This window comes from Pelagicoccus albus, from assembly GCF_014230145.1.
GTDB lineage: Bacteria > Verrucomicrobiota > Verrucomicrobiia > Opitutales > Opitutaceae > Pelagicoccus > Pelagicoccus albus.
Genome location: NZ_JACHVC010000001.1, coordinates 238,313 through 252,116, shown reverse-complemented (window position 1 = coordinate 252,116; position 13,804 = coordinate 238,313). Strand labels below are relative to the sequence as shown.

Below are 13,804 nucleotides of genomic sequence, written 5' to 3'. Positions count from 1 at the left end.
ATCTCAGCATGCCGGAGCGATTGATGCGAACAAGAACGAAGCGTCCTGAACGCCTTGTTTTTCAGCAACTTACGAACTAGTTCAAACTAGTCGCTGTAAACGGAATCCTGATACAAGGCTTCGTATTCGGAAGTGACACGCTTCCACGAGAAGTCGCGTCGCATTGCTCGCAAAACCGTGTGATCAAAGGCTTTCTTGTCGGCGAAGAGTTCCAGCGAATCTTCCAAGCCCTGCTTGAAGGCCAGATCGTTCGGCTCAAACACTACACCCGTGCCATTTTCCGGATCCGAGACCACATCGATAACGGTGTCCTTGAGACCGCCTACACCAGAAACAAGCGGTAGCGTTCCGTAACGCTGACTGTACATCTGATTGAGTCCACAGGGCTCAAAAATGGAAGGCATGATGAAGAAGTCCGAGCCGGCTTCGATCAAGTGGGACATCTCTTCGTCCAAGAGAACGCAGATCGCAATATGTTCAGGATGCGACTTGGCCCAGCGTCGAAGCGCCTTCTCGTAGGTCGGATCGCCCTTGCCCAATACCACCAGGCGACAATCGTTCTTCACGAAGAAATTCATACGCTTCAGCAGGAGATCGACTCCTTTCTGCTCCGTTAGGCGTGCGACCATGCCATAAACGGGGCCTTCCCCTTTCTTAAGTCCGACCTTCTTGAGCAGATTTTCCTGACAAAGCTCTTTGCCGGACAGATCGTTTACGCTGTAGTGATTTAGCAGATACGGATCCTTTTTCGGATTCCAGACGTCCATATCGATACCATTGGCGATACCTACCAAATCGTCTTCCCTCACCTTTAAAGCGCCCTCTAGACCACAGCCAAATTCCGATGTTAGAATCTCCCTAGCGTAGTTGGGGCTAACGGTCATGACCTTGTCCGAGAAGAAGATCCCGCCCTTGATCATGCTGATCTGCTCGTAGAATTCGAGCCCATCGATGGCATTGAATTCCGGAGAAAGATTGGTGAGCTTGAAAGACGAACGAGGGAACAAGCCTTGGAAGGCGAGATTGTGGATGGAGAAAAAAGTTTTTAGCGCGAGGGAACGTCCCGTCTCTTGCTCGGTCATACGGAGGAACAGCGGCAACAAACCGGTCTGCCAATCGTGGCAGTGCAGGATGTCCGCTTTGATCTCTAGCAAACGCATCGCTTGCACGACTGCCTTGCTGAAATAGATGAAGCGGCGATCGTTGTCATCATAGTCGCGTTCGCGAGTTCCGTAGAGATTGGCCCTATCGTAGAACTCGTCGCGGCGAATAATGTAAAGCGTCTGGCGCTTGCCCAAAGAGATAGCCCAAACCTCCCCACGGAGAAATTGCTCGCCTAACTCAACCTGCAGCACCACCTTTAGCTTTGCGCTTTCGAACTCCTTGGACTCGATGATCTTTCGGTATCCAGGAAGAAAAAACGAAACATCATGCCCTACGCTAGCAAGCGACTTGAAGAGGGATCCGCAGACATCTGCCAAACCTCCAGTTTTAACATAAGGGAACATCTCGCTTGCTGCATGAACGATTTTCATAGATTTCTTTGATCTAAAGATTAGGGCCGCAAATCCAACATAAAACTGAATGCCCGTAGGCCAATATACGGCCAACTTACCCGTTAAATGAAACTTAGGGAACGAATCATCGCCCTCTTGCAAGAAGCGGACTACGCTCCGCTAGACAAATCTGGAATCTCCGCCGAGCTCGGACTCGGCAAAAAAGAACGACGCAATCTCGACTACGAGATCCGACTTCTCCTCGCCAACGCTGACATTGTCCGCATCAAAGGCGACCGCTTCGCCATCCCCAAGGATGTCGACCTCGTGAGCGGAACGATCAAATTTCGCCAGAAAGGGTCCGCCATCCTAATCCCCGATCCGAAAAAAGGGGAATCCCATCCAGAGCCGATCAATATTCTCGCCGAGGACACCGGAGTAGCCATGCACGACGACAAAGTCGTGGTGCGCATATCCGATCTACCACCGGTGAAGCCCGCTTGGAAAAGCCGAGGAAAAGCAAAACCCAGCCACCAGCCGGATGGACCCTACGGTCGAGTCATCCGCATCCAAAAGCGGGCCCGTGACACTGTCGTCGGGACGCTCTGCAAAACACGTTTCTTCCACTACGTGGCCCCGGATGATCCTCGTATCGTACACGACATTTACGTGCCGCCACCTGAAGAATCGAAGCTCGACCCCATCCCCGTGGTCGGCAGCAAAGTCGTGGCCAAGCTACACGAATGGGAGCAACGCCACGTCAATCCAGAAGGCGAGCTCATCGCAAACCTCGGCAAAACCCACGAGCCACAAGCGGAGCTCATGGCCGTGCTGCACAAGTACAATCTTGAAACCGAATTCCCTCCCGAGGTCATGAAAGAGGCCGCCGCCGTGCCGCCTAAGGTTACGGAAAAGCAGCTGATCGGACGACGCGACTTGCGGGAAGCCTTCACCTTCACGATCGACCCAGATGACGCAAAGGACTTCGATGATGCGATCTCGGTTGAGTATCCGGATTCAAAACACACCAAAGTCGGTATCCACATTGCCGACGTGGCCGCCTACGTACGAGGCGGAACGAAATTGGACAAGGAAGCCTTTGAGCGTGGAAATTCCACCTATCTCGTCGGGATCGTGATCCCGATGCTTCCACGCTCCCTTTCCAATGGCGTTTGCAGTCTGGTCGAAGACGAAGATCGCCTGACGAAGTCAGTCTTCGTAACCTTCGACAAAAAGGGCGACATCGTCGATGTCGACTACGCCAACACCGTAATCCGCAGCAACAAGCGACTCACCTACAAGCAAGCCTACGCATTGCTGAAAAACGACGACCTGCAAGTCGCCCGAGACTTAAAGCTGCCACCCGCTCACCAGACTGGTTCTACCGGGCGAGCCCTAAATACGCTATCAACTGGCGAATTGGGCAAACTCCAAAAATGTATCCGAGAACTTTGGAGCTTCGCTTCGAAATTGCGAGCCGCCCGCTTTAAGCACGGCAGCCTGAACCTCGACATGGAGGAAACCAAAATCTTCGTTGACGAAAATGGATACGCAGACCGATTGGAAAAAATCCATAACGACGAAAGTCACCAGCTGATCGAAGAATACATGCTGCTGGCCAACGAGTGCGTAGCCCGTGAGATGAAGCGTAACCGCCTTCCCTGCATCTACCGTGTACACGAGGACCCGGACGAAGAGCGACTCAACGACCTCCGTGAATACATGGGAACTTGGGGAATCGAGACTGGCGACCTGAACAATCGCAAGGACCTCATGAAGCTACTAGATACGCTATCTAGTCACCCGCAAAGCCGGCTGTTGCGAACCCAAGTACTTCGCTCGCTCAAAAAAGCCTGTTACAAATCTACACCAGACGGGCACTACGGACTTTGCAAAAACGATTACCTCCATTTCACGTCTCCAATTCGTAGATACAGTGACCTCGTAACCCACCGGGTTTTCAATCACTTCTTGGTGAAGGTCAGAGGCGAGCCCGCCCTCAACGAAACCAGCCTGCGATACAATGCCTCCAAAGCGGCCAATGTTGCCGAGCACCTGAGCCACACCGAAGTGAATTCGGTCGAAGCCGAGCGCGAATCGATAAAGGTTAAACTTCTGGAGTTCTTTGAACGGGAACTCGACAAAGAGCAGAAGACCGCTTTCGACGCGATCATAACGGAAGTCCGAAACCATGGCATGTTTATCGAACTCACCGAATCGAATGCATTCGGCATGGTTCACATCTCCGCCCTACGTGACGACCTGTACCGTCTGAACGCCAGCGGAACCGCTTTGGTCGGACGCCGCAAAAGCAACGCCTACTCCCTCGGGCAAACGATCCAGGTGGAAGTTCATAAGGTGGACCGTTTTAAACGCCAGGTGGACTTCAAGCTCTGCGACAAGCAAAAGGCGAGTAACCCGAAACCGAGCATCATGCCAGTTAGCCCGGACGAATCGGTTTCGCCCAGTCGAAAGCCATCCGCATCCCCCTACAAGACCGCCAAACGCAAAACCGATCGAGGTTTAAAGAACCGAAAACGCGCCTCAAAGAAGGTGAAGTCTAAAAAAGCGAGTCGAGGACGCAGGCAGAAGCGATAAGACCAGATCGCTCCCCTAGCCTCAAAAAAGTTCCATAACGTTTAGACGAAGCGTCCACCCCGCGGCGTTTCCTCTAAAACGGGCAACCGGTTTTCGAAGCCGTCGATGCTTCTAACTTGAAGTCGAGACGGGCCACCCTTCGTTAATCAGAAGCATGGAACACTATAATTACCAAGACACATTCAAGAAGCTCTACGACAAGTCGGTCGAGCTCTACCGCTCCGGAAATACGGACAAGAACAGCTGGTTCGATTCCGACGAACTCGCCTTCATCGCGGCTAACGGATGGCGGGTGCAAGACTTCTTCGACTACGGGGAAGATCAAGTCCACGGCGGTGTGCCTTCCTACGAGATCGCCCAGTCGATCGAGCAAGCGAGACGGGACTACTTCCTACATGTACAGAAGAGCGTGTCTTCCACCAATGTGATTGAAGCTTCCTCGCTTCCCCCAAAACCAGAAGCAGTTGAAGGCATCGAATGGCTTCCACGCATTATCCAGAAAGCGATCGGCAAGCTTAAGGGAGAATTGTGCGAAGAGATCATGTATTGCTGCGGTGGCGACCGGAATTTCCTCACAACCCATGACATCCATCCTGCGGAATTCCTCCGTTTGGTATGGGCGAACATGGACAACCATCAAGCCATCGTAGACTTCGTGAAAGCGCGAAGCCCGTTGGTAAACGCCTAAAATTCGATGAGCGGAGCAAAAAATTCAGTAACCGCCTCTGTTTCATCGAGTATATTCGACTACAATGAAACAGACAAAATTACTTCTCTGCTCCGCGCTCTTCATCGCTCCACTCAGTGGTGTATGGGCGAAGGACGCCGCTCCTAACTTCGACTCTTCCGCTCAGGCAGCCGACGAATTCCGCAAAGAGGCTCTCTCTCGACTAGAGCTGAGCCTAGACTTGGACAACGCCGCGAATCGAGTGCTTGATTCGGTGAAAATGGAAAAAATCTCCAGCAACCCCATCGCGGACGCTCGAATCTTCATGCCGACAAATACCATGATCGCTCAATTCGATAAATTCGAGAATAAGCCAGTTGGCGAAGAAAACGATGAAGACGCAAAAGATTTCAGCAAAACGCAAAAGACAATCACCACCGTTATCCAAATCTCGAATACATGATAATTTTGGCCTCTGGAAAACGGGCCAATTTCGAAGAAAAAACGAAAGAAGATGCGAGAGTTAATCCCGCATCTTCTTTTTTTGAAATAAAGCCTCAGAGAGGAGACTTGCGACTCCACCTCTTAACCGATCCAAAGGCGCAAAACCCGTCTGTTACCGAATCAGAGGGACCTGCAGATACCCCGGCCTGCAAAGCGGGCACCACTACTAGGCTTAGACTTAGGAAAATAAGAGTGTATTTGAAATTGCCGACACGTAGAACATCAGCCGCCCTGACCCCAAGAGATAGCGGTTCCTTGGCAATTTAAGAAAGAACACCCCTTAAACAAGCGACGGCAAAATCAGACTCTGGGCTAATGAGCCTCCAGCAATTGCGCCTCTAATTTATTCAGGCGCTTGAACAATTCAGGCAATTTGCGAGTTACCACCGTTATTCTTTGGTAAGCGACAAGTGGTACAGCGGGAGCTCCTCCATACTTGGCCCCACCTTCCAAATCCGAAAAGGCCACGCACTGTCCCGAGAGTTGGGCACCGCTACCGATTGTGAGATGGCCGGAAGCTCCAGCTCGACCACCCATAACGACGTAGTCGCCCAATTTCGTGCTGCCTGCGATTCCCACCTGAGAGCAGAGGATGTTGTGCTTGCCCACCGTGACGTTATGCCCGACTTGCACCAAGTTATCGATTTTGCTCCCCTCCCCGATACGAGTCGGGCCAAAACGGCCTCGGTCCACCGTCGTGTTGGCTCCGATTTCCACATCATCTCCAACTTGAACGGAACCCACTTGAGGCACCTTGCGGTGACGCCCCCCTTCGAATTCATACCCAAAACCATCGGATCCTAGAACAACACCAGAATGCAAGCGAACCCGAGCGCCGAGGACCGTGTCCCGCTCCAAGGTGACTCTCGCGGAAAGAAAACAATTTTCATCGAGCTTACAACCTACACCGATGTAGGATCCCGATCCAATTACGCATCCAGGACCAACTTCGGCTCCTGCAGCAACGGTTACAAACGCTCCAATTGTCGCAGTGGGATGAATACTCGCCGTGGGAGATATATCGGCAAAACGGTGGATTCCAGCCGGTGGTTTGCTCCACATCTCCTGGGATATCATCTCACATAACTTGGCGATCTCTATGGAGGGATTTTTCACTCGCAGGAAAAGCTGTCCCGCTTTCGGAGTGACTTCTAGATCCTCTGGGATAATCGCGAGCGACGCGAAAGATCCATTCAACTGATCTAAATACTTACTGGAAGCCACAAAAGTCGCATCGCCTTGTTTTGCTTCTTCTAGAGAAGCGACACCTGTAATCCTGCGAACACCTAGATCCCCGTCAAATGACGAGTAGTCCACGCGATCCAAGACGGAATTTAGGGTGAGAGAGATATGCATGAGTCAGAATAACAAGAATGGGCTGCGAACATTGCCGGCGAACCGATTTAAAATCAACCCATCAGACAACGAAAAAGCCCTACCTTTGCTGGTAGGGCTGGAAAATAACTAACTAAGCTAGTTGGAAACGCTGATTATTCAGCAGCTTCTTCCTGGCCCTTTGTCGCGTTGATGCGCTCGATAACTAGCGGTGTGATGTCGTAGGAACCGTCAGTGTAGAGTACTGGAGCACGTCCATCTCCGGCACGAGCAGTGATGTCGATAACCAAGGTAGCCGCACGCTCAACTGCGATTTCGTTCACAACCTCGGCGATGTCTTGGTAGAACAAGTTGAGTTGCTGTTGGCGGCGAGCCGCGAACTGGTTACGAGTGTTTCCAACGAACTGACGAAGCTCTTGCTCCTTGGCTTGGATCTCTTGCATCTTGTCTTGGGCGTCCTGCGCAGCTTCCTGCTTAGCTTCTTCCATTAGGATGTCGCTGTTGGCCTGCTCACGGAGCTCCTGGAATTGCTCAACCAATGCAGTGCCTTCAGCCTCGATCGCTGCAGCCTTATCGCGTGCTTCGGTTTCGCTCTTTTCCATCTCAGCCATGAAAGCCTCAACCTTGTAGTACTGGCCAAGAGCTTCATCCACCTTGACGGTGATGATGACGTCTTCGTTAGCACGCAGGCTTGTTAGGCCCATCAACATGGCGCCAAGGATAAGGAGTGGGGATTTGAAACGTTTCATTTACGGAATAGGAGTTTGTATGTGTTGTTCGGGGAGAGATTAGAATCTTCCGCCAAAAGTAAAGTTGAATTGTCCGCCGTTGTCGTTGCCTCCATCGTCAGCCAAGCCGTCAGTAGAAAGAGGGATCGCATAATCGAGACGAAGCGGAGTGCCCATCATGGACATACGGATACCAAAGCCATAGTTGTCATTCCAACCGGAACGGCGTTGGCCAGCGAAATAAGTCACACCGCCATATTCATCGTACACCTTTTCGCGGTTCAAACTAAAGTCGCCCGTCTCTTTGTTAACGAAACCACCATCGTAGAAGGCTGCTATACGGAAGTCCTCGGTGATACCAAAGGAATACTCGGCTCCAAACAGACCGTAAGTCTTTCCGCCCGCTTCCCACGGAAGATTGGAAGCAGAGCCACCCTCTTTCGGGCTGACATCGCGATATTCAAACCCACGTAATGTATTTGGTCCTCCCAAGAAGAAACGCTCTTCGTAGGGGACTAAAGTGCTATCGTCCGTTTCTTGCACGACGCCAGCTCTTACGAGAAACTCCACGGTTTGGGTGAATTTTTCAGACAGAGGTAGGTAAAAGGCGTTGCGAGATTCTACCTTGTAAAAATCGAAATCGCCGCCCAAAAAGTCACCTGCACGCGTCAAATCAAGCTCGAGACGCATGCCGCGCAGTGAATTGATCAAACGGTCGCGGGAGTCGCGGATAAGCAAGAGATTCAAGCGGGAACTGGTACCGATACTGTTCGCCAACAAGGCAGCGGAATCCAGCGACTCATAAGCTTCGAAATCCTGTTCAGTCAAAGAGTAGGAAATCTTGCCTTCGATGATTTCAATGAGTCGCTTACGAAGCGAAACCTCGAAACCTTGTTGTACGGAATTGTAGTACTGGTTTTCGTAATTTGTCTCTTGGTTGAAAATCTGGAATCCAAAAGCCAAACGGCGTTCGAAAAGCCAAGGCTCTTCAAAGGCGAGAACCATGGAATTCGAGTAACTACCAATCTGAGCTTTGAGACGGAATTTCTGGCCGTCACCCTGGAACGCTCCGCGCCAGTTGAAGATATCAAAGTTCGATTGCGTGAGCTCGATAAAGAAAACGCCTTTTTCCAAAGAACTAAAGCCAGCCCCAAAGGAGAAATTACCGGTACGGCCTTCTCGGAAGGTCACTCGAACGTCCTTGCGACCGGGAACGTTGGTCGACTGCGGCGTAACATTGGTGTCTTCGAAGTAGCGAGTGTTGTCCAATCGCATACGACTCGCTTCCATGCGAACGCTATCGAAAGTGCTACCAGGCGTTAGCGCTAGCTCGCGGAGAACCACGACGCTCTTCGTCTTGGTGTTACCCTCGATGTCCACCGACTCAACTTGGAATTTCTCGCTTTCGTAGACGACGTACTGTATGTCGATATCGCCTGTCTCCGTGTTAGGGACACGCTCCATACGAACACGCGTTTCCATGAAACCGAATTGTCCGTAAAAGTCTTCGATCCGGCCGACGTCTTCGTCCAGTTTCTCCGGGCTGTAGACAGAACCGGGCACGGAGCGAAGCATCAAGCGAAGTACGGAATCCTCGTAGGTTTTGTTTCCAACGAACTCGATATTGCCAATCTTGTATTGCTTCCCTTCACCCACGTTGATGTCGATTTGCATCCGATTCTCCTTCGGGTAGGAGAACTGCACATTGGCTGGGTCAATATCGATATCGAGGAAGCCTTCTTCACGGTAAACATCTTTGAGCGTCTCGAGATCGTCTTCGAATTTGTCGCGGTCGAATCGACCACTGTTGGTTAGAACAGAGAAGAAGCCCCACTTTTTGGTCTGCATCTTCTTCTTGAGCTTCCGATCCTTGACGGTCTCGTTGCCGACGAAATTGACCTTACCAATCTTGAACTTACGCCCCTCTCTGATCTGGAAAGTCACCGTGGCGAAGCCAGTTACCGGGCTGCGGTCGATCTTATAGTCTACGCGTGCCTGTGAGAACCCCTTCTTCAAGTACATCTCCTGCAGAGCCTCGGCCGAGCCTTTGACACGCGGCTCGTTGAGAACCTGATTTACTTGGATCGTCGCTTCGGTTTTTAGCTTACCATTGCTGACCTTATCATTGCCCTCAAATATGATGGCGGAAATTCGGAATTTGGGTCGGATGTCGAAAATTACATCAATGGTGTTTTCACCTGCTGGAGCAATACGCGCTTCGATGTATTCAAAAAGATTGGACCGGTAGAGAGAGCGAATATCTCGGTCCACCGCGACCGGATCATACACCTCCCCTTCACGAAGAGACATGTTGGCTCTCGCCACCTCTTCGTTCACGTTCGAGAGACCAGTGAAGTTGATAATCAACTGATTGATCGTGGGTGGCTCAGCTTCCTCCTCTTCCTGAGCGGATAAAGAGAGGAGAGTGAGAGGGACCAGAAAAAGCGCAAGGAGGAGGCGCGTTAAGCGGGAGGGGCTATTCTGTGTAATCTTCAAAACGGGTTATATCTCTGATGAAGTTGAGCTTTATTTCGCCGACGGCGCCAGCACGTTGCTTAGCGATGATTAGATCCGCCTTGTCGGCTGCAACGGAAAAATCGTCACCCGCATCTTTGGGTCGAGCCAAAAGTAGAACCACGTCCGCATCTTGCTCGATCGAGCCTGATTCACGCAGGTCGGAAAGCTTGGGCTGACGTTTTTCTTTTTCGGAGTCACGATTGAGCTGACTGAGAACAATGACAGGGACCTTAAGTTCCTTCGCCAGCCCCTTTATACCCCGAGATATTTCGGAAATCTGCTGTTCTCTCGGAATTCGGGGATCCGACCCCGCAACTAACTGCAAATAGTCGATCACGATCAATCCCATATTCTTGTTGCGAGCAAAGACTCGACGAGCCTTAGCGCGAAGCTGATTGATCGTAACTTGGGACGAATCGTCGATCCAAATGGGAGCTTCTTTCAACTCGACCGCAGCAGCAGCGATCTGTTCCTGCTCATCGCGATTGATGATGCCGTCTCTCAAACGGGAAACGCCGATCTTGGCGCGGCCAGTCAGCAAACGCATCGCGAGCTGCTCCGCTCCCATTTCCAAACTGAAAACCAAAGTTCCAGCCTGAGCGGGACGGCCTTCGTGCGACATAGAAACACGCTCCGCAATATTGAGGGCCAAACTTGTTTTACCCATGGACGGACGAGCGGCGAGAACGATCATTTCCGTCGGCTTCAAGCCACTCAACATCTTGTCGATACCGCGGAAACCACTCGAGAGCCCAGTCAGGACTCCCTTGTTCTCGATCATTCTTTTGACCAAGGTAACCGCTTCTACTACCGCTTCGCGAACAGGATGTGTTGTGTCAGCGACTTGGCCGTCTGAGATTGAATAAATCTCCTTTTCGATCTCGTCTACCAGCAGCTCCACGTCCTGGTGGTCGCTGGAGAAGCAACGCTCGATACTTAACGAGGCAGTCCGAATCAGACGGCGACGAGTGTAATGCTCGCGAACTTTGTCCAAAAAGTAGTTCGCATGGGCAGTCGTCTCAATGTGCGAGGTTAGTTCAGCTAAGTAAACGAAACCTCCCACCTCTTCGAGTTTGTTACGACTTCGAAGCTCTTCCGCCAACACTTGGGCATCGAGCATGGACTTGCTCTCGAACAAATCACAGCTCACCTCGAAAACGACCTGGTGAGCAGGATGATAAAAAGCCTCCGGCGGCAACTTCTGGGCCATGCATCGAGAAATGATCTCAGCAGGGTCCAGCAAACATGCAGCAAGGAGGCCTTTTTCCGCCTCAATGCTATGAGGCGGCGTCAACCCGGCTAACGAGAGAGCAGTCGGGCTAGCTTTCTTTTTGTCGGAGTACTTTCCCTCCGGAAACGGCTTGGTCGACATGAAGGAGCGTCAAGCCGTAAAGGATTATTCAGCGTCAGCAGCGGCTTCGCCTTCTTCAGCTTCTGGCTCCACGATTGGATTCTCGGAAACGACGTCGATCTTCATTTCGACTTCTACTTCCGCGTGAACCTTAACCGTGAAGGTGTGCTGTCCGAGCTCCTTGATTGGCTGCTCGAGGTGGATCTTCTTGCGGTCGATTTCGTAGCCAGCTTCCACAAGCTTCTCGTGGATGTGAACTGAAGTGACAGCTCCGAACATGCGTCCAGCTTCACCAGTCTTAACGGCGATACCGATCTGGGTCTCGCTGAGTTTTGCTGCCTGAGCCTTCGCATCGTCGATCTCCTTGGCTTCACGCTTAGCGCGACGGTCCTTTAGAGCTTCGATCTGCTTGCGGTTGGAACGGTTGACGGGGATCGCCTTCTTGGTTGGAAGAAGGAAATTGCGAGCGAAGCCCGCTTTTACTGTTACTTGATCGCCTTCGCCGCCGAGACCTTCAACAGCCTCGATGAGTAGTACTTCGCTTGTTGCCATGATGTGCGAGTGGTTAAATGAGTTCTTGAAAATGTGTTAGTTACAGACGAGACCGAAATCAAAAGGGTACGTCTTCTTCGATGTCATCGCCAGCTGATGGAGTCTGGTTAGATGGAGAGGGAGCTGAACGTTGGGCCGGAGTGTAGCTTCCTCCAGACTGCGAGCCACCATTGTCGCCGCGGCTTCCCATCAGCTGCATGTTCTCCACGATTACCTTTAGCTTACTGCGTTTCTCGCCTTCTTTCGATTCCCAGGAATCGAACTTCAGACGGCCTTCCACAAAAAGCGGATTACCTTTGCTGACGTATTTTGAGATGATTTCCGCCTGCTTTCCCCACGCCTCGAGATCCACGAAAGTGGTTTCTTCCTGCGTCTCATCGCCAGAGCGATAAACACGATTCACGGCCATGCCAAACTGACATACCGAGGTGCCTTTAGGCGTTACTCGTAGTTCAGGATCGCGAGTCAGGTTCCCTAGTAGGATGACTTTGTTGAAATTGGCCATGTTGGTTCAGCGAGGTTGCGGAGTCCCCAAGGCCTTAGGCCTTTTGGATCATCTTGTGCGAGACGAGCTTGTTAAGGCGAAGCTTCTCAAGGATCGCAGCTGGCACTTCAGACGTACCCGAGAAATCGTACTGCACGTAAACGCCGGCGGTGTACTTGATGTCTGGAGTGCGAACGAAATCCTGGCGGCCCAGATTCTCGACGGTGGATACTTCGGCGCCTACGGAGACGAGCTCCGCCTTGAGGCCTTCGATGAGATCATCGATGGACTCTTCGCGACCACGTGTGTCGAGGATGAAGGTTGCTTTGTAGTTAGATGCTGTTGCTGTCATCGTTTTTTCGTTTTCGATTGATTTGGTTCATCGCCAAGTCCGCTCCATGTGAGAGAAGCAGATCTATGCTATTCACATAGCGGGCTAGCGAATCTGAGATGACGGATTCGTCGTCACTGGAAAATTTTCCTAGAACGTAGTCTGCAAGGGGCATTTCCTTGTGAGGTTTGCCTCCGATACCCACTCGAATACGAGCAAAGCGCGGCGCGATCCTAGCAAGGATATCGGACAAGCCATTGTGCCCTCCCGCACTTCCTGCCATGCTAAGTTTGAGTTCCCCCACCGACAAATTGATCTCATCGTAAATGACAATGACTTCTTCCGGTGGTATTTTGTGGAAGCTACATAGCTTTTGAACGCACACGCCGCTTTGATTCATGAAGGTCGTTGGCTTGGCTAGAATTAGCTTTCCGTAAGAGGGATGACTAACAGAGCTGAGCTCGGCCTTGAATTTCCGGTCTTTTTTCCATGAGTCAGCACCAAGCTTTAGAGCAAGGGCATCGACCACGCGGAAACCGATATTGTGGCGAGTGGCTTCGTATTCACTACCGGGATTGCCGAGTCCGACTATCAAACGGTAGCTCATAAGCCGTTCTAGAGATTTGTAAAAGAACAGAAGCGGCCCAGCGAGATCGCTAAGCCACTGAAGAAAAGGCGATCTTACTTAACGATCGCGAAAACTGGCTGCTCGGGAGCATCCAAGTACTCAACACCCTCAATCTTGGGTAGCTGGCTAACATGCAAATTGTCACCTACCTTGAGAGCACGCACGTCTGCATCGATAGATGAAGGGATGTCCTTCGCCAAGCAGCGGATGCTTACCGTGTGGGATACCGTTTCGATAGTGCCACCCTCGTTCTTAACACCGTCGGCTTCACCCTTGTGGTGAACGGGCACTTCGAGGACGACGACCTCGCCTTCAGCGATTTCTTGGAAGTCAACGTGCGTATAGCTGTCCTTCATTGGGTGACGCTGTACTTCCTTGATGATGGAGGTACGGGCTTCGCCTTCGCCAGACTTGAGTTGAACGACAGGTGTATTGTTGCCGATCGAACGCAAAAGGATGCGAAGCTCGCGAGCGTCGAGCGAAAGGTTTTCAGGCTCTTTGCTCTTGCCGTATACAACAGCTGGCACACGGCCTTCGGCACGGAGACGGCCGGATGATGCGGATCCCGCTTGTTCGCGGGCAGAAGCGTTGATTGTGAGCGTATTCATGTTAC

Annotated in this window: 13 protein-coding genes; 3 read left to right on the top strand and 10 right to left on the bottom strand. The window is 51.6% G+C overall.

All coding sequences use genetic code 11. From position 1 onward, the window contains the following. Positions 1-86: 86 nt before the first annotated feature. Complete coding sequence (glgA, locus tag H5P27_RS01070) at positions 87-1,535, bottom strand: glycogen synthase GlgA (protein ID WP_185658530.1); 1,449 nt, start codon at positions 1,533-1,535, stop codon at positions 87-89. Between the two features lie 87 nt (positions 1,536-1,622). Between glgA and H5P27_RS01065 the strand changes: the two genes are divergently transcribed. The 3 genes from H5P27_RS01065 to H5P27_RS01055 all read left to right on the top strand — a co-directional run bounded on the left by H5P27_RS01065 (position 1,623) and on the right by H5P27_RS01055 (position 5,224). Then, positions 1,623-4,094: a ribonuclease R family protein gene (locus H5P27_RS01065; RefSeq protein ID WP_185658529.1), complete on the top strand. Its 2,472-nt coding sequence runs from the start codon at positions 1,623-1,625 to the stop codon at positions 4,092-4,094. A 154-nt stretch (positions 4,095-4,248) separates the two neighbouring features. Next, positions 4,249-4,782, top strand: a complete 534-nt coding sequence (locus H5P27_RS01060; protein WP_185658528.1) for a DUF5069 domain-containing protein — start codon at positions 4,249-4,251, stop codon at positions 4,780-4,782. A gap of 64 nt (positions 4,783-4,846) precedes the next feature. Then, complete coding sequence (locus H5P27_RS01055; RefSeq protein WP_185658527.1) at positions 4,847-5,224, top strand: hypothetical protein; 378 nt, start codon at positions 4,847-4,849, stop codon at positions 5,222-5,224. A 353-nt stretch (positions 5,225-5,577) separates the two neighbouring features. On the opposite strand, the gene lpxD is transcribed toward H5P27_RS01055, so the two are convergent. The 9 genes from lpxD to H5P27_RS01010 form a co-directional block, all read right to left on the bottom strand. Beyond that, positions 5,578-6,621, bottom strand: a complete 1,044-nt coding sequence (gene lpxD / locus H5P27_RS01050; protein ID WP_185658526.1) for a UDP-3-O-(3-hydroxymyristoyl)glucosamine N-acyltransferase — start codon at positions 6,619-6,621, stop codon at positions 5,578-5,580. 134 nt (positions 6,622-6,755) lie between these two features. After that, positions 6,756-7,349, bottom strand: a complete 594-nt coding sequence (locus H5P27_RS01045) for an OmpH/Skp family outer membrane protein (RefSeq protein ID WP_185658525.1) — start codon at positions 7,347-7,349, stop codon at positions 6,756-6,758. Between the two features lie 39 nt (positions 7,350-7,388). Next, a complete protein-coding gene (bamA, locus tag H5P27_RS01040; protein WP_185658524.1) occupies positions 7,389-9,824 on the bottom strand; it encodes an outer membrane protein assembly factor BamA in 2,436 nt (811 codons plus the stop codon). Continuing rightward, positions 9,805-11,217, bottom strand: a complete 1,413-nt coding sequence (dnaB, locus tag H5P27_RS01035) for a replicative DNA helicase (RefSeq protein ID WP_185658523.1) — start codon at positions 11,215-11,217, stop codon at positions 9,805-9,807. Before dnaB ends, bamA begins: the two co-directional genes overlap by 20 nt. Positions 11,218-11,241: 24 nt before the next feature. Further along, positions 11,242-11,748 carry a 50S ribosomal protein L9 gene (gene rplI, locus H5P27_RS01030; protein WP_185658522.1) on the bottom strand — a complete coding sequence of 169 codons (507 nt, stop codon included), beginning with the start codon at positions 11,746-11,748 and terminating at the stop codon, positions 11,242-11,244. Between the two features lie 58 nt (positions 11,749-11,806). Beyond that, entirely contained in the window at positions 11,807-12,253 is a 447-nt protein-coding gene (locus tag H5P27_RS01025; protein WP_185658521.1) for a single-stranded DNA-binding protein, read from the bottom strand. A gap of 34 nt (positions 12,254-12,287) precedes the next feature. Beyond that, positions 12,288-12,584, bottom strand: a complete 297-nt coding sequence (locus tag H5P27_RS01020; RefSeq protein ID WP_185658520.1) for a 30S ribosomal protein S6 — start codon at positions 12,582-12,584, stop codon at positions 12,288-12,290. Beyond that, entirely contained in the window at positions 12,565-13,170 is a 606-nt protein-coding gene (gene pth, locus H5P27_RS01015; RefSeq protein ID WP_185658519.1) for an aminoacyl-tRNA hydrolase, read from the bottom strand. Before pth ends, H5P27_RS01020 begins: the two co-directional genes overlap by 20 nt. 74 nt (positions 13,171-13,244) lie before the next feature. Then, positions 13,245-13,799 carry a 50S ribosomal protein L25 gene (locus H5P27_RS01010; protein WP_185658518.1) on the bottom strand — a complete coding sequence of 185 codons (555 nt, stop codon included), beginning with the start codon at positions 13,797-13,799 and terminating at the stop codon, positions 13,245-13,247. Between the last annotated feature and the right edge of the window lie 5 nt (positions 13,800-13,804).

Bases quoted from the DNA above. Each gene is read 5' to 3' on its own strand.
- H5P27_RS01045 (WP_185658525.1), bottom strand. From the start codon at position 7,349: ATGAAACGTTTCAAATCCCCACTCCTTATCCTTGGCGCCATGTTGATG.
- lpxD (WP_185658526.1), bottom strand. From the start codon at position 6,621: ATGCATATCTCTCTCACCCTAAATTCCGTCTTGGATCGCGTGGACTAC.
- H5P27_RS01065 (WP_185658529.1), top strand. From the start codon at position 1,623: ATGAAACTTAGGGAACGAATCATCGCCCTCTTGCAAGAAGCGGACTAC.
- H5P27_RS01025 (WP_185658521.1), bottom strand. From the start codon at position 12,253: ATGGCCAATTTCAACAAAGTCATCCTACTAGGGAACCTGACTCGCGAT.
- H5P27_RS01060 (WP_185658528.1), top strand. From the start codon at position 4,249: ATGGAACACTATAATTACCAAGACACATTCAAGAAGCTCTACGACAAG.
- pth (WP_185658519.1), bottom strand. From the start codon at position 13,170: ATGAGCTACCGTTTGATAGTCGGACTCGGCAATCCCGGTAGTGAATAC.
- H5P27_RS01020 (WP_185658520.1), bottom strand. From the start codon at position 12,584: ATGACAGCAACAGCATCTAACTACAAAGCAACCTTCATCCTCGACACA.
- glgA (WP_185658530.1), bottom strand. From the start codon at position 1,535: ATGAAAATCGTTCATGCAGCAAGCGAGATGTTCCCTTATGTTAAAACT.
- H5P27_RS01010 (WP_185658518.1), bottom strand. From the start codon at position 13,799: ATGAATACGCTCACAATCAACGCTTCTGCCCGCGAACAAGCGGGATCC.
- rplI (WP_185658522.1), bottom strand. From the start codon at position 11,748: ATGGCAACAAGCGAAGTACTACTCATCGAGGCTGTTGAAGGTCTCGGC.
- dnaB (WP_185658523.1), bottom strand. From the start codon at position 11,217: ATGTCGACCAAGCCGTTTCCGGAGGGAAAGTACTCCGACAAAAAGAAA.
- H5P27_RS01055 (WP_185658527.1), top strand. From the start codon at position 4,847: ATGAAACAGACAAAATTACTTCTCTGCTCCGCGCTCTTCATCGCTCCA.